General features: G+C 67.6%; 23 protein-coding genes. 7 read left to right on the top strand and 16 right to left on the bottom strand.

The features are described from left to right. Positions 1–708: 708 nt before the first annotated feature. The 3 genes from AB0H36_RS11600 to AB0H36_RS11590 are packed head-to-tail and all read right to left on the bottom strand — an operon-like array spanning position 709 to position 2,017. Positions 709–900, bottom strand: a complete 192-nt coding sequence (locus tag AB0H36_RS11600) for a hypothetical protein (protein ID WP_360520189.1) — start codon at positions 898–900, stop codon at positions 709–711. Positions 901–947: 47 nt separating this feature from the next. Further along, positions 948–1,154 (bottom strand): hypothetical protein, encoded by a 207-nt coding sequence (locus tag AB0H36_RS11595; RefSeq protein ID WP_360520187.1) that lies wholly within the window; start codon positions 1,152–1,154, stop codon positions 948–950. Then, a complete protein-coding gene (locus AB0H36_RS11590; RefSeq protein ID WP_360520185.1) occupies positions 1,151–2,017 on the bottom strand; it encodes a LysR family transcriptional regulator in 867 nt (288 codons plus the stop codon). The genes AB0H36_RS11595 and AB0H36_RS11590 overlap by 4 nt, the downstream gene beginning before the upstream one ends. Positions 2,018–2,092: 75 nt before the next feature. Between AB0H36_RS11590 and AB0H36_RS11585 the strand changes: the two genes are divergently transcribed. Beyond that, positions 2,093–2,599, top strand: a complete 507-nt coding sequence (locus AB0H36_RS11585; RefSeq protein WP_360520183.1) for a cysteine dioxygenase family protein — start codon at positions 2,093–2,095, stop codon at positions 2,597–2,599. Here the strand turns inward: AB0H36_RS11585 and AB0H36_RS11580 are convergent. Then, positions 2,590–3,474, bottom strand: a complete 885-nt coding sequence (locus AB0H36_RS11580; protein ID WP_360520181.1) for an aldo/keto reductase — start codon at positions 3,472–3,474, stop codon at positions 2,590–2,592. The two genes, AB0H36_RS11585 and AB0H36_RS11580, sit on opposite strands and share 10 nt — an antisense overlap. A gap of 166 nt (positions 3,475–3,640) precedes the next feature. Between AB0H36_RS11580 and AB0H36_RS11575 the strand changes: the two genes are divergently transcribed. Then, on the top strand, positions 3,641–4,534 hold the full coding sequence (locus AB0H36_RS11575; RefSeq protein WP_360520179.1) for an LLM class flavin-dependent oxidoreductase: 894 nt from the start codon (positions 3,641–3,643) through the stop codon (positions 4,532–4,534). Between the two features lie 59 nt (positions 4,535–4,593). Beyond that, on the top strand, positions 4,594–5,151 hold the full coding sequence (locus AB0H36_RS11570; protein WP_360520177.1) for a DinB family protein: 558 nt from the start codon (positions 4,594–4,596) through the stop codon (positions 5,149–5,151). A gap of 2 nt (positions 5,152–5,153) precedes the next feature. On the opposite strand, the gene AB0H36_RS11565 is transcribed toward AB0H36_RS11570, so the two are convergent. The 6 genes from AB0H36_RS11565 to AB0H36_RS11540 form a co-directional block, all read right to left on the bottom strand. Continuing rightward, positions 5,154–5,750 (bottom strand): dihydrofolate reductase family protein, encoded by a 597-nt coding sequence (locus AB0H36_RS11565; RefSeq protein ID WP_360520175.1) that lies wholly within the window; start codon positions 5,748–5,750, stop codon positions 5,154–5,156. 1 nt (position 5,751) lies between these two features. Next, positions 5,752–6,306 (bottom strand): dihydrofolate reductase family protein, encoded by a 555-nt coding sequence (locus AB0H36_RS11560; RefSeq protein WP_360520173.1) that lies wholly within the window; start codon positions 6,304–6,306, stop codon positions 5,752–5,754. Between the two features lie 87 nt (positions 6,307–6,393). Further along, positions 6,394–9,066 carry an AAA family ATPase gene (locus AB0H36_RS11555; RefSeq protein WP_360520172.1) on the bottom strand — a complete coding sequence of 891 codons (2,673 nt, stop codon included), beginning with the start codon at positions 9,064–9,066 and terminating at the stop codon, positions 6,394–6,396. Positions 9,067–9,111: 45 nt separating this feature from the next. Then, a complete protein-coding gene (locus AB0H36_RS11550; RefSeq protein WP_360520170.1) occupies positions 9,112–10,335 on the bottom strand; it encodes a DUF6596 domain-containing protein in 1,224 nt (407 codons plus the stop codon). After that, positions 10,332–10,655: a YciI family protein gene (locus tag AB0H36_RS11545; protein WP_360520168.1), complete on the bottom strand. Its 324-nt coding sequence runs from the start codon at positions 10,653–10,655 to the stop codon at positions 10,332–10,334. Before AB0H36_RS11545 ends, AB0H36_RS11550 begins: the two co-directional genes overlap by 4 nt. A gap of 95 nt (positions 10,656–10,750) precedes the next feature. Next, positions 10,751–11,272 (bottom strand): hypothetical protein, encoded by a 522-nt coding sequence (locus AB0H36_RS11540; RefSeq protein WP_360520166.1) that lies wholly within the window; start codon positions 11,270–11,272, stop codon positions 10,751–10,753. 56 nt (positions 11,273–11,328) lie between these two features. Here AB0H36_RS11540 and AB0H36_RS11535 point away from each other — a divergent pair, with 56 nt between their 5' ends. Then, positions 11,329–12,252 carry a phosphotransferase gene (locus tag AB0H36_RS11535; protein WP_360520164.1) on the top strand — a complete coding sequence of 308 codons (924 nt, stop codon included), beginning with the start codon at positions 11,329–11,331 and terminating at the stop codon, positions 12,250–12,252. Between the two features lie 25 nt (positions 12,253–12,277). After that, positions 12,278–13,312, top strand: coding sequence for an aminoglycoside phosphotransferase family protein (locus tag AB0H36_RS11530; protein WP_360520162.1), 1,035 nt, complete (start codon positions 12,278–12,280; stop codon positions 13,310–13,312). Positions 13,313–13,347: 35 nt separating this feature from the next. Here the strand turns inward: AB0H36_RS11530 and AB0H36_RS11525 are convergent, their stop codons facing one another. Continuing rightward, the gene (locus tag AB0H36_RS11525) at positions 13,348–14,481 is read right to left on the bottom strand and encodes an aminoglycoside phosphotransferase (RefSeq protein ID WP_360520160.1); all 1,134 of its coding nucleotides are present in this window, start codon (positions 14,479–14,481) and stop codon (positions 13,348–13,350) included. 358 nt (positions 14,482–14,839) lie between these two features. On the opposite strand from AB0H36_RS11525, the gene AB0H36_RS11520 reads away from it, so the two are divergent. After that, positions 14,840–15,349 (top strand): hypothetical protein, encoded by a 510-nt coding sequence (locus tag AB0H36_RS11520; protein ID WP_360520158.1) that lies wholly within the window; start codon positions 14,840–14,842, stop codon positions 15,347–15,349. Positions 15,350–15,877: 528 nt separating this feature from the next. On the opposite strand, the gene AB0H36_RS11515 is transcribed toward AB0H36_RS11520, so the two are convergent. From AB0H36_RS11515 to AB0H36_RS11505, 3 genes are all read right to left on the bottom strand, one after another. Continuing rightward, positions 15,878–16,684: an alpha/beta fold hydrolase gene (locus tag AB0H36_RS11515; protein ID WP_360520199.1), complete on the bottom strand. Its 807-nt coding sequence runs from the start codon at positions 16,682–16,684 to the stop codon at positions 15,878–15,880. Positions 16,685–17,286: 602 nt separating this feature from the next. Further along, the gene (locus AB0H36_RS11510) at positions 17,287–17,712 is read right to left on the bottom strand and encodes a VOC family protein (RefSeq protein WP_360520156.1); all 426 of its coding nucleotides are present in this window, start codon (positions 17,710–17,712) and stop codon (positions 17,287–17,289) included. A gap of 244 nt (positions 17,713–17,956) precedes the next feature. After that, positions 17,957–18,373, bottom strand: coding sequence for an ankyrin repeat domain-containing protein (locus AB0H36_RS11505; protein ID WP_360520154.1), 417 nt, complete (start codon positions 18,371–18,373; stop codon positions 17,957–17,959). A gap of 284 nt (positions 18,374–18,657) precedes the next feature. Between AB0H36_RS11505 and AB0H36_RS11500 the strand changes: the two genes are divergently transcribed. Then, positions 18,658–19,476 carry an LLM class flavin-dependent oxidoreductase gene (locus tag AB0H36_RS11500; RefSeq protein WP_360520152.1) on the top strand — a complete coding sequence of 273 codons (819 nt, stop codon included), beginning with the start codon at positions 18,658–18,660 and terminating at the stop codon, positions 19,474–19,476. A gap of 218 nt (positions 19,477–19,694) precedes the next feature. On the opposite strand, the gene AB0H36_RS11495 is transcribed toward AB0H36_RS11500, so the two are convergent. Together AB0H36_RS11495 and AB0H36_RS11490 are read right to left on the bottom strand one after the other, a co-directional pair. Next, complete coding sequence (locus AB0H36_RS11495; protein ID WP_360520150.1) at positions 19,695–20,300, bottom strand: dihydrofolate reductase family protein; 606 nt, start codon at positions 20,298–20,300, stop codon at positions 19,695–19,697. A 74-nt stretch (positions 20,301–20,374) separates the two neighbouring features. Continuing rightward, entirely contained in the window at positions 20,375–20,836 is a 462-nt protein-coding gene (locus tag AB0H36_RS11490; RefSeq protein WP_360520148.1) for a VOC family protein, read from the bottom strand. Between the last annotated feature and the right edge of the window lie 11 nt (positions 20,837–20,847).

Genomic DNA, 20,847 nt, shown 5'->3' with positions numbered 1-20,847 from the left:
GGTGTGCGTCAAGGGCGCCTTCGGCGTCCGCTGCGCGGATCTTCGACCCTTGACACACACCACCACGACCAGGGAAGGACGCAGCTGTCCCGGAGCAGCTCACCGGAGTGGTCGCGTGCCGGGGGTGGATTCGGTGTGCCGGGGTGGATCCGGGGGATGTGGATCATGAGGTCCGGTTCGAGTGGGGCGTGTTGTGTCGGTGGCGCGTCCGGAGATCGGGGTCGGATCGGACGGTGTTTGCCGGCGGCGGATCCGGAGGTTGGGGTTCGGGTGAACCGAACCGAGGCGGAGGTCGTCAACACATCGTCGGGCTGATCACGGCCGCGGGCCTGCCGTGTGTCGGCGGCGCGCGAACTCTGTGGGCTTCAGGTCCTCGAGGAGATGGTTCGGTGGGTGGTCGGATTGGTCCGCATGCTGGTCAGGTTCGGCTGAGAGCCGCGGGCTTGAACACCCTCCGGGGACCTCGGACATCACACAGCCTGTCCTAGGTCCCCAGTTCCTGTGCAAGCCCCCAGGTGATTCCACCGGGGTCCCGGGATGCGGACGAAACTGGCCATATGCCGGGCAAACCAGGCAGGCCGGGAGACTGCGCAAACCGGCCGAGCTGGGTCAGCCGGGGGAGACTGCGCAAACCGGCCGAGCTGGGTCAGCCGGGGGAGTCGGGCAAGCCCGGCGAGACCGGCCGCATGCCCTGACCATCTCGGTGCCTCACGGGATCGTGCTCGAGCCCGGTCCGTTTGCGTTGAAGGCGATGGCGATGGCGATGCCTGTGTAGACACCGTTGCGGACTTCCAGCGCGGGTTCGCACGCTTCGGCGAAGCCGAAGGTTTCGCAGAGGTAGACGCCGACGGGGTGCCAGGCGAGGGTCGCAGCGCGGGCACCACGTCGTGCTCGACGCACCACTCCACGACCTCGGCGATGCCGTCGACCAACGGGAGTTCGCCGAGTCACTCGCGGACTTGCGTCTCGCTGGTCCTGGCCCAGCCACGGGCGTCGAGCTCCTCGACGTACCGTGCCTCGACCAGCCCTGCGTCCCAGGCCGCCTCGGCTTCGAACACAGCAGCCGCATGGCCGAGGTAGCCGGCTAGGTGGACCGCCGACGAGATGCCGGGGACGAGTGTTCCGTCGACGTCGAAGGAGGCAACAGATCTCACGCGTGAGCCGCTTCGGTGAGGGCGGCGAGGAGGGCTGCGGTGGCGGGTGGGTCGGGGGGTTCGCCGTACGTCGCGGCGTACACGTGCCGTCGTGAACCCGGGAGCTCGGTCGCGAAGATCCCGTCGGTCCGATGGGCACGCAGGGCCAGGCCGGGCATCGTGGTCACGCCGAGACCGGCGGCGACCAGGGTCTGCATGACGACCATGTCGTCGGAGGTGTAGCCGATCTTCGGCTCGTAGCCCTCCTCGGCGCACACCGACAGCAGATGGCTGCGACACCGGGCACAGCCAGCGATCCAGGTGGCGTCGTGAAGGTCGGCAAGTCGTTGCTCTCGGCCCGGTGACAGCAGGTACACCGGGTCGTCGAGCAGGTGGTGCAGACGTACGCCGCTCGGTTCGGGCTCGGTCTCGTCGTACCGGAAGATCACCGCGACGTCGACCTTGCCGGTGCGTAGCAGGTCGAGCGCCTCGGGCGGATGCATGTCGGTCAGGCCGATCTGCAGACCGGGATGCGTCCCGGCCAGCGTGCTCACCGCACGCGGGATCAGCGACCCGATCGCGGACGAGAACCCGGCGAGCCGGACCCGGCCGGCGGTCAGCCCGACGTGCGCGGCGAGCTCCGCGTCGACGGCATCTATCCGCCCGAGGATCTCGGCCGCCCGGTCGGCCAGCAGCTGACCGGCCGCCGTCAGCCGGATGCCGCGACCGACCCGTTGCAGCAGTTGCGCACCGGTCTCGGCCTCGAGCCGAGCGAGGTGATGCGTCACCGACGGCTGCGAGTAGTGCAACTCCCGCGCCGCCGCCGTGACGGAACCGTGCCGCGCGACCGCCTCGATCACGCGCAAGCGAGTGACGTCCAGCATGCATCAACTCTATCTATCGATGAGCATGAAGATTGGCATTGGACGTTATGGGTCGGCCGCGCGCACGCTCGATACATGACAACCACACTGATTCACCCCCTGACAGCGTTGATCGAAGGCGTACGCACTGCCGTCACCAAGCACGCGAACTGGTCGGACACCGCCGACCTCGTGTCCGACCAGCTCCGCCTGCACTTGCCTCGCCCAGAGGACATCCTGACCGCCGAGCAGCGCGACGGCTCACCCGAGAGCTACCGCAGCCACACCCTGCACGTCGAACCCGACGGCTCGTTCTCGATCATCGGACTGGTCTGGCGACCGGGCCAGATCACTCGCATCCACGACCACGTGACGTGGTGCGTGTTCGGCGTACTCCAAGGAGTCGAGCACGAGGAACTGTTCGACGCCGACCTCCGGCTGCTCGGGGAGAGCGACAACAAGGTCGGCGACGTCAGCGGCTTCGCCCCACCCGGCGACATCCACCGCGTCCACAACACCACCGACACCACGGCGATCTCCCTCCACATCTACGGGACCGACGTGACCCGCATCGGCTCCAGCGTCCGCCGCTACTACGACTGATCCGTGAGCGCGTCCAGTACGGCGACCTGCTCGGGGGAGAGGTTGATGTCGCCGGCAGCCACGTTCTCGGCCAGGTGATCGCGGTTGCCGGTACCCGGAATCGCGAGCACGTGGTCGCCCCGGGACAACGTCCAGGCGATCCGGATCTGAGCAGGTGTCGCGACGTGGTCACGAGCGATGGCGAGCACGGTGTCGTCCGCGGAGACACCGCCCGCCTCGCGACCGGCCGCCGTCACCGCGAAGAACGGGACGAACGCCATCCCCTCCTTCCCGCAGAAGTCGAGCACCTCGTCGTTCACCCGGCCGAAGCCCACGCCGTACCTGTTCTGGACAGCGACGACCGGCGCGATCGACCGCGCTTCCTCGATGTGCTGCATCCGAACGTTCGACACCGCCAGGTGCCGGATCAGGCCTTTCGCCCGCAGCTCGGCCAGAACCCCGAAGTGCTCGGCGATGGAGTCGAGGCCTTGCTGGCGCAGGTAGACGATGTCCAGCGCTTCCCGCCCGAGCGAACGCAGGTCACGCTCGACCAGCTCCGGCAACTGATCCGGCCGCGCCATCCCGGCCATGGTGGGCCCGACCTTGGTGGCGACGACGATCTCATCCGAGTACGGCGCCAGCGCGCGGCGGACCACGTCGTTCGCCCAGCCGAGGCTGACGAAGTCGTTGTGCGGGCCCGAACCGCCGGTCGACGGGTCGTGCTGCCGGGTCACGCCGTACGACGGGTAGAAGTCGGCGGTGTCGATGTGGTCGACGCCGAGTTCGACGGCGTACCGCAGCAGGGCGATCGCCTGCTCCTGCGCGTCCGGCCCGTTGCTCCCGGCCAGCCGCTTCGTGCCGAACCCGACCCGGCCGACAGCCTGGCCCCCGATCATCGACTTGCGCTGCGCATTTTCTGGTGATAAGTTAATTGATAAGAGCGTATTCTTCTGCGCTTTCTGCATTTCGCCAGGATAAGCCCAGCTGTGAATTCCGTCCAGCTTTTGCGGCAACTTTTTCGCACCGGTGACCAGGTGAATGGCGGGCCTTGGGGGAGGCGGCGTGGAGTTCGGGGTGCATCTGCCGTTGATGGAGTTCGGCGGCGAGGCAGTGTCGCTCGCCGGCCTGCAGGCGACCGTCGACGCGGCGCGCGACGGCGGCTTCACGACCGTCTCGGCCAACGACCACTTCCTGTTCTCGACCCCGTGGCTCGACGGGCCGACCGCGCTCGCAGCCGTATTGGATCGCTCCGGAGACCTGACGCTGGCGACGACGATCTCGCTGCTTTCCCTCCGCGGACCTGTGCCGCTGGCAAAGACCTTGGTTGCGCTGGACGTGCTGTCAGGCGGGCGGGTCATTGCCGGCGTTGGGCCGGGATCCTCGCGGCGGGATTATGACGCAGTCGGAATGTCTTTCGAGGACCGATGGAGCCGGTTCGAGGAGGCGGTGACGATTCTCCGGGCACTTCTCGGGCGCGGGCCGATGCCGGAGAAGACTCGCTATTACGCAGTGCCGGACGGCGAATTGCAGCCGCTGCCAGTCAAAGACGGTGGAATCCCGGTATGGATCGGAAGCTGGGGCTCACCGGCCGGCCTGCGCCGGGTTGCCCGGCTCGCGGATGGCTGGCTCGCGTCGGCGTACAACACCAGCCCGGAGCAGTTCGCGACCGCACAACAGCAACTGGCTGACATCCCGAACGCACTCGTCACGATGTGGACCTGGATCACCGAGGACCGGTCCGAACGCGAACGCGTCCTCCACGACGTCCTCGCGCCGTTGCTCAAGCGCGACCCCGACGACCTCCGCGACCGCGTCTGCGTGGGCCCGGCCGGCCACTGCGCCGACCTCCTGTCCCGGTACGCCCAGGCCAACTGCCACCGAGCCCACCTTTGGCCCCTAGGCGACCCACCCAGGCAACTTGACCTGTTCGCCAACCAAGTCGCACCACGCATTTGACACCAAGAGGCTGTGAAATCCACTTGGCAGGGGAGTGTTCAAGCAGCAGCATTCGAGGCATGAGTGAGCAACCCGAGCGGTGGACGCAGGCGACCGTTTACCCCGACATGTGGACCGACCCGGACCAGGATCCGCGCAACAACGACTCCAGCCCGGACGGCGAGCTGGCGACGTTGCTGGACTTTCTCGACGGGTACCGCCTGACGCTGCTGATGAAGTGCGAGGGCCTGGACCCGGAACAGCTCGCTCGTCGCTCCGTTCCGCCGTCCACGATGTCGCTCCTCGGCCTGCTGCGCCACCTCGCCGAGGTCGAGCGCGACTGGCGGACCTGGATCAACCCCAGCGAGCCGCTGCCGAAGCTGTACGGCAAGCGTGACGCAGACTTCGACGAGGCAGTCGCCGACCAGGCGACGGTCGATGCCGCCTACGCCGACCTCGCCCGCGAACAGGCCGACACCGACGCGGCTTTGGCCGAACACCCGGACCTGAGTGAGCGCCTGCCCAAGGACGACACCGCGGTCCGGGAGCTCATGGTCCACCGCATCGAGGAGTACGCGCGGCACTGCGGTCACGCCGACCTCCTTCGAGAGTGCGTCGACGGCCGCGTCGGCCAGTAGCGCTACCTGATCGGCGGTATGTCGTACACGAGGTGGGTCACGCGCTCGCCCTGCGCGACGAGCGACGGGTCGGCGAGCGTGACCTCGCCGTCGGCCCCGCCGAAGAACGGCCGGCCCGTGCCGAACACCACGGGTACGACGTTCATCACCACCTGGTCGATCAGGCCGAGACGTAACGCCTGCCCGCCGACGTTCCCGGCCGCGACATCGACGATCCGGTCGCCGGCGACCTCGCGGGCCTGGGCGATGGCCGACTCGACCCCGTCGGTGACGAACGTGAACGGCGCGGTGTCGATGAACTCCCAGCTCTTCGGCTCCTCGTGGGTGACCACGAAGACGCGGTCACCGGCCACCGCCTCACCACCCCAGCCGTTGGTCTGGTCGAACACGAACCGGCCGACCACCATCGCGCCGACGTCGCCGGGGTAGACCGCCTGGATGAAGTCCTTGGTGGCCTTGTTGGTGCGCATCTCGGTCCCGTTCCACTCCCAGACCACCTCGCCGTGCTGGAACCAGTCGAACAGCGGCCCGATCCCGCCGTCGGGCGTCGCGACGTAGCCGTCGGCGGACACGGCGGCGTACATGATCGTCTTGGCCATCTCAGGCTCCCGCCGGCCGGTAGCGCAGCCAGACGACACCGGACCGGTACGGCGTGAGCGACACCAACTGGAGGCGGATCGGGCCGACCCCGTCGAGGATCCGCGGTCCGGACGGCCACAGGTGCGGGTTCATCCAGAACCAGAACTCGTCGACCAGCCCCTCCTGGGCCAGCGTGTGCGCGAACTCGCCGCAGCCGGAGACGATCAGGTTGCCCTGGTGCTTCTCCTTGAGGGCCGGGATCGCCTGGACCACGTCGCCTTCGATGAGCGTGGAGTTCCAGTCCAGCGATCCGGTGAGGGTCCGCGAGGCGACGTACTTGGGCATGCCGTTGACCCGCTCGGCGTAGTACCCCATCGACGGGTCCTCACCGAGGTGCGGCCAGACGGCGGCCAGCCCTTCGTACGTCTTGCGGCCGAGGAGGAGCGCGTCGGCCAGGATCAGTTGCTCCAGGCCCGCGTCGCCGCTGTCGGCGTCGAGCTCGAGCCACTCCTCGGGCGAGGGCGCCTCGAAGGCGCCGTTGACAGTGATCTGGTTGTGAACGATGACCTTTCCCATGCCTTCGAGGCTAGGAATCCGGCCGGCCCGTCCGCATCTGTCGAACGACTGGCGCCGAGCCGCCGGTCGTCGGTCATCCGGGGGCCGTCATAGGTCGAGGTGCCCGAGCTCGGCCCGTCGTTTGACCCCGAGTTTCGGGTACGCCTTGTACAGGTGGTGGCCGACCGTGCGCGGGCTGAGGAACAGCTCGGCGGCAATCTCGCGGTTGCTCATCCCCAGGGCGGCGCGACGAACCACCTGCAGTTCCTGCGGGGTCAGTCCGCCGGAGCTCTCTGGTTCCCCGGGAGCGGTCTCGCCGAGCGCGGTCAGCTCTGAACGCACGCGCGGTAGCCAGCCGTGAGCACCGATCCGGTCGAAGGTCTCGTACGCTTCGACCAGTTGTTCCTTGGCTGCGTTGGGGCGCCGGTGCCTGCGCAACCACTCGCCGTACACGAGCCGAGTCCGTGCCTGGTCGTAGGGACCGGTCGCCAGGGACTCTTCGAACAGTCGGTCCGCCGTCGCGCCATAGTCAAGCAGCGCCTGACAACGCAGCAGGAGGGCCGAGGCGACCGGGCTCTTGGTGTACGACGCCCAGTCGGTGAGCCAGCCTAGGTACCGCCGGGCCCGGTCGGTGTCGCCGATTCGCACGGCGGCCTCGACCTGATCCGGGATCGCGCGCACTGTCACGTCGCGACCGGGCGGACCTTCGCAGGCCACTTCGAGCCGGCTGAGTGCGCGGTGCGGGTCGCCGTTCATGAGGTGGAGCAGACCGAGCGTCCACGTGGCCTGCGCTGCCGCCATGCCGTGCTGCCGCGAGTCGTTCATGACGCGTACTGCGAGTCGCTCGGCGTCGACGCTGTCGCCGCGGGCTGCGGCGAGCCAGGCCGCCATGGCGGACAGGACGATGACCTCCAGGTGCTGACCCAGCTCCTCGGCGAGCGCCATCGCCTCCGCGACGTTGCTGTCGGCGTCGCGGATCCGGCCAGTCACGAGTTGGGCGAGCACCAGGGGCTCTTGGGCGTAGGGCAGCCAGCCCAGCTCGCCGCGGCTGCGCAGCTGGGCGACAACTGTGTCCAGCACCCCGACTGCTGCTTCGTCCTCGCCGATCAGCAGTCCCAGGAACGCTGCGCTCAGTCGCTCCAGGGTGTCGCCGTCGACGCTGTCGCGGACAGCAAGAGCTGCGGTGCGCATCGGTTCGACCGCCGCGGCGACGTCACCACACAGGAGGTCAGCGAAGCCCACCAGTCCGTCGATCACCGGTGTCGGACCTTCCGGGACCGAGCGGAGCCGCTCCGCGCAGCGACGCAGCAGTGCGGGGTCCGCCGCGTCGCGTGCGCACCAGGTGGCCTCGGTCAGGATCGAGACAGCGAGGTCTGGCTCGGTGGCCAGCACCGGGGCGACGGCCTCCAGCGCGATCCGGGTCGCTTCGGCCGGCGACGTACGCTCATAGGCCACCTGTGCGCGGATCCAGCCGGCCTCCGCCACCTCACTGGGTGCGTTGCTCAGCTCGGCGCCGGCGGCTGCCAGCTCGACGGCTCGGTCCAGCTGGCCTGCGTCGTACGCCGCCCGCGCGGCAGCTACCAGCCGCTTCCCGCGAAGGGCCGGTGCGCTGCTTAGTTGGGCCGCGCGGTCGAGGGCCCGCGCAGCGGCCGCGGCCGCGCCACGTCCCGTCGCTCGCCGGGCGACCTGCTCCAGGCCGTCTGCCGCTGCGTCGTCCGGTCCACCGGCGGCGGCTGCGACGTGCCAAGCGCGCCGGTCAGCGTCGCGCGGGTCGGTCAGCACCTCAGCGAGTGCCCGGTGCGCCGCGACCCGGCGGGCGAAGGGCGCCTCCTGATAGGCCGCCGACCTGATCAGTGGATGGCGGAACACCACGCCGTCGGCACCTACTTGGATCAGTCGGATGCGCTCGGCCGGCTCGAAGTCGCCCGTGTTGCACCCGAGCTCAGCTGCGGCTGCAATGAGTGTTGGCAGCGCGGAGCCATGATCGGCGGCGGCCAGCAGCAGGACCGTGCGGGTTGGCTCTTCGAGGGCGCCGATCTGCCGTCGGAAGTGCTCCTCGAGTCGGCCTGCGGCAGGCAACGGCGCGACGGGCGCCGGGACCGCCGACGTCTCGGTCGCATGGGCTGCCAGCTCGACGATGGCCAGCGGATTGCCCGCGGACTCCGCGAGGACGCGCTCGGCGACGTCGCTCGGGAGTGTCGCTGCGGCCGCGGCGAGTCGAGCGGCGTCGGCGGCGCCGAGGCGGGGGAGTGAGACGCTCTCCAGTCCGGGGGCAGGGAACGGTCGTTCCCCGTCTCGGGCGGCGAAGATCGTCGCGACCGGGTCGGCGTGTAAGCGTCGTACCGCGAACAGCAGAGCGTCGATCGACGACTGATCGAACCATTGCGCGTCGTCGAGCAGGCACAACAGCGGCCGGTCGCCGGCGATCTCGGACAGCAACGACAGCGTCGCCGCGCCCGGGAGCATCCGGTCGACCGGGACGCTGCTCGCGCCGAACGCAGCCCGGAGAGCCTCCGCCTGCGCGCCGGGGAGCGCTTCCAGGCGGTCGAGATCGCGGACGAACATCAACTGGAGGGCGGCGTACGCCACCTCGGCCTCGGACTCGATCCCCACCACGCGCAGCACCCGCATGCCGCCGGCGACACTCTCCGCGTAGTCGAGCAGCGCGGTCTTGCCGATCCCGGCCTCGCCGCGCAGCACCAGCGACCGGCTCCGGCCGTCCTTCGCATCGGCCACGAGGCGATTGATCCGCGACTGCTCGCCGTACCGTCCGACTATCACAGCGGCACGCTAGACGCTGCCGCCGCGCATCAACAGCCCTTCAACCTAGGCCAACTGGTCGCGGCGGCGGGTCAGGTGGGCGACCTCGGCGGTGTTGCCCGCCAACTCGATCGCCTTGTCGTAGGCGACCCGCGCCTCCGGACCGCGACGCATCCGCCGCAACAACTCGGCCCGCGTCGCGTGAAAGGCGTGATAACCGGTCAACTGGTCCTCGAGACGCTCGATCGTCGCCAGCGCCACCTCCGGACCGTCGAGCTCCGCGACCGCAATGGCCCGGTTCAGCGCAACGATCGGAGACGGGTCGACCCGAACCAACTGGTCGTACAAGGCAACGATCTGCGACCAGTCCGTGTCGCGCACGTCCGGAGCGTCGGTGTGTACGGCGTTGATCGCCGCGAGGATCTGGTAGCGACCCGGACGCACACCGGCCGCCAGACGCTCGCGCACCAGCCGATGCCCCTCGGCGATCAGCTCGGCGTCCCAGGATCCACGGTCCTGCTGATCGAGGGGGACCAACTCGCCGCTCGCCGAGATCCGGGCGGTACGGCGGGCCTCGGTGAGGAGCATGAGTGCCAGCAGGCCGGCGACCTCACCGTCGGCCGGCAACAGAGCCCGGATCAGGCGCGTGAGCCGGATCGCTTCGGCGGTCAGCTCGTGGCGCACCGGGTCGGTGTCGGAGCCGGTCGCGAGGTAGCCCTCGTTGAAGACCAGGAAGAGGACGGCGAGCACACCGGAGACGCGGGCCGGGAGATCTTCGGCGGACGGGACCCGGTAGGGGATTCGAGCGGCCTTGATCTTGGCCTTGGCCCGGGTGATCCGTTGCCCCATCGCGGTTTCCTGCACCAGGAAGGCACGGGCGATCTCGGGCACGGTCAGACCGCCGACCATGCGCAGCGTCAGCGCCACGCGGGTCTCCATCGCGAGCGCCGGGTGGCAGCAGGTGAAGATCAGCCGGAGCCGCTCGTCGTCGATGATCCCGAGAGGCTCGGGCGGGTCGTCGTACACCATCTGAGCCTCCTTGTGCTTGTCGTCGCGCTTGCTCTCGCGACGGATCCGGTCGATGGCCTTGCGATTCGCGGTCGTGGTCAGCCAGGCGCCGGGATTCGGCGGTACGCCGTCGGCCGGCCAGCGCTCGACGGCGGTCGCGAACGCCTCGGCGGCCGCCTCCTCGGCGATGTCGAGGTCGCCGAAACGCTTGGTGAGGGAGGCAACCACCCGCGCCCACTCCGCGTGGTGCACCCGGGTGATCGTCTCCTCGACATCGCTCACTGGAATGGCCGCACCTCGATCTTGCGGTCGCAGACCTTCGACGCCTCGGCGGCGAGCTTGAGCGCCACATCCAGGTCGGGGGCCTCCCACACCCAGACGCCGGCCAGGTACTCCTTCGACTCCACGAACGGCCCGTCGGTGACCACCGGCTGCTCACCGCGGTTGTCGATGACCGTGGCCGCGGTGGTGTCGGCGAGTCCGCCCGCGAAAACCCAGAAGCCCTCGGCGATCAGCCGTTCGTTGAACTTGCTGATGGCAGGCTGCCGGTCCGTGCTGCCGGGATTGCTCTTGTCGTCGATCACGGAAACCAGATACTGCATCTCGGTCAACTCCTGTGTGCTCCGGGCGTCCTGTCGGCCGCCATTCACTCCTGCAACGAACACCTCAGTCCTGATCCGACACAGCCTTCCAGATTTCATTCGAAGAAGCAGGGGAGTGGTTCGAGTGCGGCGACACCGGCCGGTGGAAAGTGCAGTGGGGGAGCCACAGATCCCTTCTCGGTGGCCCGCAGATGCCGGTCCACGAACCGCTGCGTCCTGCTGAGCACGGTGGCGCATTCCGCAGCCGTGATGTGCCCAGCACTGAGCGCATCCGCAAGCTCATCCAGATCCAGCACGTGATAGCGGTCAGCGCCGGGCGGGACCAAGAAGTCCACGTAGCGATCGTGTACGGCATATCCGCCGTCGACCAGTTCCACCTCGACGAGATCGACGTACCACCAGCCTTCGACCGGACCTTCGAACACCGCGGGCTTGGTCAACTGGATGCCTTCGTCGAGCAGCAGGTAGCTGCGATCGATCGTGGGTCGTCCGCGAACCTGGTATTGGGGGAGGATTCGTGCGTCGTACGCGACAACGTCGCCGACGCGCCGCCCGGGACACCACTGGCCCGTCCGGTGGAGGACTTGAACGGTCTCCATGTTCTTCTGATCTGCCACGAAGGGCAGAGTAATTCCGGTGCGTCGATGAAGTGCGAGGCCCTAGATTGCGGGGGATGAATCTCTCGCATCTCGGCGTACCGGTCGGGCCGATGGTCCGCGTGCATGGCGGGTTCGCCAACCGGATGTACCGGCTCGACACCGACCAGGGGTCGTTCGCGGTGAAGGAGTTGAACCTCGCCGACCGCCGGTTCGCCTACCACCTCGAGGACGTGTTCAGGTTCGAGCGGGCGGCGTTTGCGGCCGGTATCCCGATGCCAGAGCCGATCTCGGCCGGCCCCGACACGCTCGTCCACCGGTGGGTCGAGGGGGAGAAGGTGCCCGAAGCACCGGTGCCGGCGGCGTACGCGTTCGAGATCGGTGAGATCCTCGCGCGCCTCCACGCGCTCGACGTCGAGTGGACCGACAGGACGGTCGAAGAACTGACGTCACGGGACTGGCCAGAGCTCGCCGAGCGGGCGGTGGCGACCGGACAGCCGTGGGCCGAGGAACTCGCCTCCCAGGTCGAGACGTTCCTCGCGATTGCCCACTTCGTCGACACCTGCGAACGGCCGGGCCCCGTCGTACTGACCCACAAGGACGTCCAACCGTGGAACCTGCTCACTCGAGACGGCCGGCCGGTGGTGCTCGACTGGGAGCTCTCGGGGATGCTCGACCTGTCCAGTGAGCTCGGCTCGACCGCGCTGAGCATCTCGAAGGGACCTGGCTTCGACGACATCCAGCCAGCCATCTTCCGCGCGGTCCTGGACGGCTACGTCGCAGGAGGCGGAGCACTGCCGCCGCCGGGTCCAAGCTGGTTCGTGTTCATGATCGGCGGCTGGCTGGGCCACACGAGGTGGAACATCCTCCGCTGCCTGGCCGGCGTCGAGGCGACCACCGGCCCAGACCTCGCCCTGTCACACGAGTCCGCACGCAACGGCATCCGCGGCCTACCGGATCTGTTCCGCAGACTCCCAGACCTCGAAACGCTCCTCCGCTAGCGGTTGAGGTCGATACGTTGAGACCTTGTCAGCCGTTCTGAGGAGCACCGCGATCACCCGATCAACACCGTTCGTCGACGAGCCGGCTAGCGATCCGGCGCTGCTGAGGACGCTGGCGGCCGCTGGTCTGCCGGCAACCGGGCGTTTTCGTCCAAAGGCCGGCTGGGTCAGCCGCGTGTGGGTCGGCGACGAACACGTCGTACGACTGAGCAACGGACAGTACCGCGACTCGTTTCGCCACGAGGCTGCAGTCGCCAACCTGCTCGCCGGCAGCGAGGTCCCACACGCCCGGCACCTCGCCCACGGCGACGGTCCGGACGGGCCGTGGTGTGTCACCGAACGCGTGCCCGGCCGGACCCTGTACGAGGCGTGGCCGGCGGCGGACTCGCACACGCGCCAAGCAATGATCGAAAGCCTCGGCATTGCGTTGCGGGCACTTCACCGCGTTCCTGTCACGGCCGACCTGCTGCCGCCCTGGCTGGCCGACGCGCTGGCCGACGCGCTCGCCGGCAAGCCGTGGCCTGCGTTCCACCCACCCGTAGTGAGTGCGGCGCTCCAGCAGGTCGAGGCTGCCCGGCGACTGCCCGGTCATGACTCGCGCCTGCTCGCGGACGTCGCCGATTGGATCCAGGAGCGGCTGGCGTTGTTCGCCACCGACGAACCCGTCCTCGTCCATGGTGACTTACACGGTTCCAACGTGATGGTCGACCAAGGACGCGTCACCAGTCTGATCGACTTCGCGGAGGCGTTGGCTCAGCCGGCGGATGTCGAGCTCGACACCATCCTGCGCTGGTGCGCGAGGGCGCGAGAGTACCCACCCACACCCGACAAAGAAGGGCTCGACGAGACCACACTCACAGAGGTCCCCGGATGGCTGCACGGCGCGTATCCGGAGCTGTTCGAGCGCGAGCATCTGCGCGAGCGCCTGAACTTCTATGACATGTACGTGGAGCTCGCGCTCTACGCACACCACCCGCAGCCTGACATCCGCGAAGCGGCGCAGCACCGCATCGCTCGCCTCCTTTCCGGCCATAACCATCTAGACCGACTCGCCTGGTAGGTCGTCCGACCGGGCTCTGATATATCGGGCCGGGCTCACCGACTCAAGGCTGCGATAGCGCGCACCGCCAGTCGTTCGGCGTACTCGGTGCTTCCTGGCTGTACCCAACCCTCGTTGATGGTCGGCGTGTCGCCGTTGCTCACGGCCATCTGGAAATCGAGGCAGGCCAACCAGAGTGCTCGCATGTTCAGGATGCGGGGGAGCCTTTGGACCTCATCGTCGCTGAGCTGGACATACTGACGGTAGCCGCGCAGGACGGCGTCGATGTTGTCCGGGTTGCCTTCGGCTGTAGTCCTCAGGAGCCAGGCGAGTGCGGGTAGCCGCGGCCCGCGCCCGGAGCCGGCCCAGCCTACGATCGTGAGCGTGCCGGGGACGCCGACGGCGGCCCAGAGGTGGTAGTTGCTGTGGGTGAGCGCTTCGGGCAGCCCTTCAGCGTCGTCAGCGTTCTCGACCTGATCGCGCAGCCATTCGAACTTCTCCCGACCGTCGAGGGTCACTTTGTCCTCGACACTGGCCAGGAAGCTCATCGCCGCGGCCAGATCCTGTTTCGGCCGGCCCACGTAGAAGCCGCCGTCGGCTTCCTCCGCACCGCCGTCCCTGGCGACCGCGCCGGCTGCTGCGGGGAGCGTGTGTAATCGCCCCAACAGGCTGCCCAGTTCATGCGCGACCTCGGCGGATTCGCTGCGGCCGTGCTCGTCGGCCGGGCGTCCGCCGTCGACGAACTGCGTCACGATCACGCCGCTGTCGTCGAACCTCGACACCGGATCATCGTGCGCGATCCGTTCAGCGGGAAAGTCGTGCGCAGCCAGGAACCGCAGGATCTCCGCGTCGCCCTCGACACGAGCGAGCTGGTCAGCCCGCGACGAGAACACCCGGGCGATCCACGGCGGACCGTCCTCCCGCCGGACGAGCAACGTCGATGGGTAGTGGCCCGGCCACGAGCCACGTGGCCGGGTGGCCGGATCGTCGTCGATCGGTGCCAGCGAGCTGATCTGAATCCCGTACCGCGTCTCGAGGTGGGTCCTGAGGTCGAACTTCTCGAACGGGCGGGTCCGCGCGAACGGCGATCTGTTGATCTGCTCCAGATCGGCGAGTGCCTGGGTGTACCGCTGCCCGGTCTCGCGTGCCCGTTCGCGGACGGCGCGCTTGAAACTGCCCTGTTTGGTCATGACAAGCCTCCTCGAGCTGTCCTCGCCCCCCAGCGACGCGACACTCGATACAGGCCTGGACACGAACAGTTGGCCTTGAGGGCGGATTCCCCTTCGCCATCTCAAAGACCCCGCTGGGGCAGGTCCTCAGAAGCTGGGCATCGGCCGATGCCAGACCACATCCTGCTAACGGTCGCAAAGCAATGTCAACAACGGCCTCTGCCGCTGCCCGCTGAAGGGACCGATTCCCATCCACCGGAGCGCAACCGCACGAGTCGTCAGCTACCTGCAGACGCTGTGACAGGCTAGTAGTTGACATAATGTCGCTTATCGGCGCTTATATAACGGGAGTTGAAAGCTGCCCAAGTCTGGACAGGACGTGGTCGTCGAGCGCGTTGTGCACAGCGACGAGCTCAGCGCGCGCGACCGGGCTGCCGCCATCTTGGTCATCATCTTCGGCCAGCACATCGAAGACGTCGCCCAGCTGACTTGGGACGACGTCACCGTCACCGACGACGTCGTCACCGTCAGGCTCGGCAAAACCGAGTTCGCACTCCCCTCCCCCTTGGACGAGCCCATGCGCCAACCCGCAGCCGCACCCGGCAACGACCTCACTGCGTCCCATCCCCACAGCAACTGGGTCTTCCGCGGCTACTCGCCCGGCCAGCACATTCACGGCTCGAGTTTGCGACAGAGGCTGAAGGTTGTATTCAGCACCCGAGCTGCCCGGCTCGGGACGTTGCACGAACTCACCAAGCTCGGCCCGGTACCGATCATCGCCGACGCGCTCGGCTACCACCCGGCCACGATCGAACGCCACGCGCTCGGCTCGGCAACGACGTATGCCGAGTACATCGCCGCCGCACGTGAGCAGAGGCGTATCTCGTGACAGTGCGAATGGCTTCGGTTGAGGGAATGGCCGGGGACGTGCGCCAATGCGGCGGAACCCGACGCCTATCGGGCCGCGCTGAAGTCCTCGCGGGGGCGTGCTCGTCCGGCGCCGTGCAGTGACTGCTGTACGCCGCCGACCCCTTGGGCCGTGGCGCCGAGGCCTCACCATTGGCGGGCTGAACTGACCCTCAAATGATCATTCGCTCGTGGCTTCGTAGGTGAGCAAGAGCGATCCGCTGGGTGTCGATTGGCTCTCCATGAGACTCCACTGTGAGTCTGATGCGCCATCGCCGGCGAAGAGCCGGTGAGTCCGTGCGCTGGCTGCCCAGTTGACGAGCTCGCGGCAAGGTCCGCGTCATCGGCGCACCCGTCATGGGGAAGGGATCGCAGGCTTGCAGATCGCGTTCGCGCCAACACGCGGCGAGACTCCGGAACTCAGGAGTCGCCGCTCACCGACCGATGCTGACGTGGCCGATGGGCCTGCGTTCCGAAGCGACCCACGGTCGCCACCTGATCAGTCGACGGGTTACTGGTTGAAGAACGTCTTCAGTACACGGGCCATGAGTTCGGGGGCGACGACGTGTCCCTGCCCGTCGAGCGTGTGTCGTTCGGTCTGGGGGATGGCAGCGGTTATCGCTTTCGCGGCGCGGTCGAAGAAGTCGGTCGGGAGGCCTGCGAACTGGGGCTCGGTGGTCGGACCCTCGGTGGTCACCAGGACCGACTGAGTGATGCGGGCAAGTCGGTTCGTGGGGATCTTGTAGTCATTGAGGATCACGGCGTCTTTGACGAGCGTGTGGGCGAGCGCGACGGACGAGGCCCAGAGCGGGTGCTGTTTGCCAGCCGCGATGTCCGCGTCGGGTCCGCCGGTAAGCCTCATGAACAGTTCCAGGAGCTCCTCGTCCCGGCCGGCTTTGTATGCCTCGTGGGTGTCCGCGAGGTACTGGTTGAACCTCGGCCACAGGTCGTCCCCGATCACGTACGGCACATCCCACACCGCGATCTTGTCGATCGCCGAACCTGACGCTGCTGCCTCCAGCACGAGGGCGCCGCCAGATGAGGCGCCGTACACGTGAGCTGAGCCGCCGGCTGTCGCAATCAGCGCGTCGAGGTCTTCCACCTCCCGCGCCAAGGCGTACGGCGGTGTATTGCCGCTGGCGCCCCGGCCGCGTCGTGCGTAATTGTAGACCGTGAAATGGTCGGCAAGGAGCCGGGCCAGCGGCGCGTTCTCAGCGCCGTCGTCTAGGGTGCCGCCGACGAGGATCACCGCCGGGCCAGTGCCTTTCCGGTCGTAGGCGATCCTCGTACCGTCGTCGGACGTCACACGAAGTGTCATCTCGTTCACTGCTTCTCTCCATTTCTCGATGCGTGGTCGTCACCGTCGGAGAATGTCGACCAGGATTGAGTTACTGGATCTGCGAGCCCAGGCGATCACCGCAGCCACTACCAGGAGGGCCAGGGGCAGCCACGGGCTCTCCTCCAGACACAGTGTCCTGCCCCAGCCGGTCTCCAGCATCCACCGTCGCCCCGGCGAGCCTGAAGGACCCCGCGCCGCGGGGGCACCGGGTGACCTACAGCCTCACCGAGGTCGGGATTCAAACTGTCCCCGTCTTGATCGCTCTGGGCGAATGGGGCCGCTACCGCTTCGGCCGCCCAGAGGATGCTCCGCCCGAGTGGGACCGATTCGACGCACTGGTCGAAGGAGGACCACAGGCTTGCGTTGCGCTCATGGACAGCTTGCGTAGCGAACATCTGAGCCAGTCCTGAAATGCACCGTTCGAATCCTTAGACCCCAACTCCCGGCTCATCAACTCCCGTCCCTGCCAGTTAACCCACGGGTTTTTTGCGCAGGTCAAACCCGGTTTTCGCGGCAGAGGAGGGAATCGCTCAACTGGTGCACAGACGCACGGACATAGCCGATGACCGTGCGGCGGGTCCTCAGGTGAGGCAGAACTCGTTGCCCTCTATGTCCTGCATGACCATGCACGCGTCGGTGCCGTCGTACAGCAGTCGCTCGCGTCTCGCGCCGAGCGGGACGAGCCGAGCGCACTCGGCCTCGAGGGCGGCCAGCCGCTCTTCGCCCTCAAGGTCATAGGCGACCCGCACGTCGAGGTGGACGCGGTTCTTGGCCACCTTGCCTTCGGGCACGCGCTGGAAGTACAGGCGCGGGCCCACCCCCGAGGGATCGACGGAGGCGAACCACGAGCCCTGCTCCTCGGGCGGCATCGAGTGTTGGAAGTCGTCCCACGTTCCGAAGCCCTCCAGAGGCGGCACGACGTACCCCAGCACCTCGCACCAGAACCGACCGACGCGCTCGGGTTCGATGCAGTCGAAGGTGACCTGGACCTGCTTGACCGATGGCATGGACCGACAACCTACTACCGCCTGCTACCACCAGCTCGGGGTGGGTATGCACTCCCTGGCGCTGGCTGGCGTTGGGAGATTCAAGTGCACACTTTCTGGCGCTCTGCGCGCGCTCGGAGGCACGCTACTGCGCGATCCGGGCGTCCGCTCCCCACTACTCCCGCCTCATCAACTCCCGTCCCTGCCAGTTGAACATGGGGAGTCGGAACGACTGAATCGCGCCATTGGCGGCGATCTTCGCGCACTACCCGAAGAAGCGCTTGAGGTCGTAGTTCGCGACGGTGTCAGCGATCCCCCGAGGCGTCCTTCCATGGTTGTTCTCGGCGTCCGGGTCGGCCCCGGCGGCCAGCAAGACGGACACAATCTCGCCCTCTTGGTCACGGACGTTCATCAGGGCAACCCACAGAGGTGTGTTGCCGAACCGGTTGCGGGCATCGATCGAAGCCCCGGCCCCAATGAGTGCCTCCGCCACGGCGGCGTGACCTTCCTGCGCCGCAAAGTGCAGCGGAGTGAAGCCTGCGCCGTCAGCCAGATCAACGTCTCCACCGCTGGCAATCAGCGCCACGACCTGATCAGTGTCACCGTCCAGAGCAGCGTAGTGCAGCGCTGATCGTCCGCCCCGGTCCAGGGTTTGGTCCATGCAGAGATGGTCGCAGACCATCGCGCAAGCGCACCGACAAGCCGCGATCTGGGCGATTCCGGCTGCCCTACTCCCAGCTCATCAACACCCGTGCATGCCAGTTGACGGAAGTGGATGGGATCGGTCGCTCGGGTAGGTTTCCAGGCGGGACGATTCCCGGTGACGTCGCAATCTGCGGACAGCCGACCACGGCGGTTCAGTTCCGATCGAGGTGTCGACGTTCCAAAGGCGGGGTTGTCGGATTCTGGGTGGCGGGTTCGTGGAGAGGGCAACCGGACAAGGTTCCAGACTCGAGGAGAACCACGATGAACGACAAGGCCAAGCCAGTGACCAGACCATACCGATTCGGGGTCGTTGCGCCGATCGGTTCTGACCTGCCGGCGTGGCGAGACCGCGTGCGCCGCATCGCCGCCAGCGGTTACTCAACGTTGCTGATGCCCGACGTTCCTACGTGGCAACCAGCACTTGGCCCCACGCTGGCGACCGCGGCCACGCTCGCTGACCTGCGGATCGGCTCGTGGGTCTATGCCGCCGCGCTGCGCGAACCATGGAGCACAGCATGGGAGGCTCACTCACTCTCAGTACTCACCGAAGGCCGCTTCGAAATGGGCATCGGCGCCGGCCGACCCGGGATCGAAGTCGAGCTGGGGCTGCCTGCAGTCTCCCCAGCTGAGCGTCGTGCCAGGATGCGCGAGACCGTGGCCGCCCTGCGGACGTTCGATGGCCCCGATCTGCACACGCCGGTGGTCATGGCGGTGAGCGGACCGAAGTCGCAGGCGCTGGCGCTCGAAGTTGCTGACGCAGTCACGTTCGTACTCGCACCGGACGATGATCGGGTCGAAACCACGCACCGGGTACGCGACCTTGCCGGCCGCCGAGACATCGAACTCGCCCAGCACGTCGCCGCCGTCGGTGACCGTGTCGCTCCGTTCATGGCGCCGCCCAACCTCGACACCGCAGCGCTCCGCGCGGCCGACTCGCTCGTCATACTTCCGAGTGACCCCGCGGCAGCCGCCGAAGAAATCCAACGCCGACGCGAGGAGATCGGCTTCTCCTATTTCGTCATCGGCGCCGACTTCGCCGACACACTCGCGCCGGTCGTGGCCAAGCTGGCCGGACAATAGGCGGCGCACGCCTCAGGGCTCAACTAGGCGACAGCGATCGCATCGCCGCTCCCGAACCGATCCTCGTCCGCCTCAGCTCAGCCGGTGCGGACATCCGTTGGCTCTGCTACCTCTGTTGTCCGTCCTACCCCGGCTCTTCAACTTCCGTTCCTGCCAGTTAAAGAGCCGGGGTAGAAGTAGATGGTTTCCTCCTTGGATGCAGGTTTCCAGGGGCGGTGTCAGGCGGGGGCGCCGAGTGGTGGGTGTTCGAGGACGCGGGGTTTGTACTCGACCAGCTGGATGCGGCCGTCGAAGGTGCGGTGCTCGATCATCTCGAGGGCGACGTCCGGATAGCCGTCGTAGATGCGTTCTTCGCCCGTGGCCCCGGTGATCACCGGGAACATCCCGACCCGGAAGCGGTCGACGAGTCCGGCTCGTAGCAGGGACCGGCACAGGCTGATGCTGCCGATCGTGCTGAGGATCCCCGATCCACTGGACTTCATGGCGCGGACCGCCTCGACGGCGTCGTCGCGGACGAGCGTGGAGTTGGCCCACGTCAGCGGCTCCTCGAGTGAGGAGGAGAACACCACCTTGGTCGCTTGCGTGAGCTCGTCGACAGACGCCTCTTCGTCGGGACTGAACTCGTCTTGGCCACTCGGGACCTCGCCGGCGGCGAAGCCCGACATCAGGCGGTAGGTGTTCGCTCCCATCAGGTAGGTGACCTCGGGCTGCTCGCCGAGCCATGCGAGGTACTCCGGTCCCTCGAGGCCCCAGAACCCGGGCCATCCCTGTCCCGATGCGTAGCCGTCGAGGGAGGTGATGAAATCGACGAGAAGCTCCGACATGACGGTGTCCTTCCTAGGCTGTCACGAGCTTGGACTGGCCGGGCCTGCTCCACTTCGACTTTATCGAGGGGGTGTCAGTCCAGGCAGAATTCGTTGCCTTCGGGGTCTTGCATGGTGATGAAGCCGGCTTCCATCGGGGGCGCCGGATCGACGCGGTATCCCCGGGTTGCGCCTAGGGCTTCGAGGCGGGTGCACTCGGCTTCCAGAGCGGCCATTCGTTCGTCGCCTTCGAGGCCCGGGGCTGCACGGACGTCCAGATGAACGCGGTTCTTGACGGTCTTGCCTTCCGGGACTTGCTGGAAGAAGACGCGTGGGTGGTTGCCGTCCGGGTCCTCGATGGCCGACCTGGTGTTGCGCTGGTCTTCCGGTACGCCGATGCGCTCCAGGAACTCGTCCCACGCAGCCAGCGGATCAGCGCCCTCCGGAAGCTCGACCCCGGGCGGCCCAGGATGCACGTAGCCCAGGACGTCGCGCCAGAAGGTCGACAGCGCCCGCGGGTCGTGGGCGTCGAAGGTGATTTGGACCTCGCGGCTCATCAGGTCGCTCC

Source organism: Kribbella sp. NPDC050820, assembly GCF_040653975.1.
In the GTDB taxonomy this organism is placed as follows: Bacteria; Actinomycetota; Actinomycetes; order Propionibacteriales; family Kribbellaceae; genus Kribbella.
This window is presented reverse-complemented; position numbering and strand designations above follow the sequence as displayed.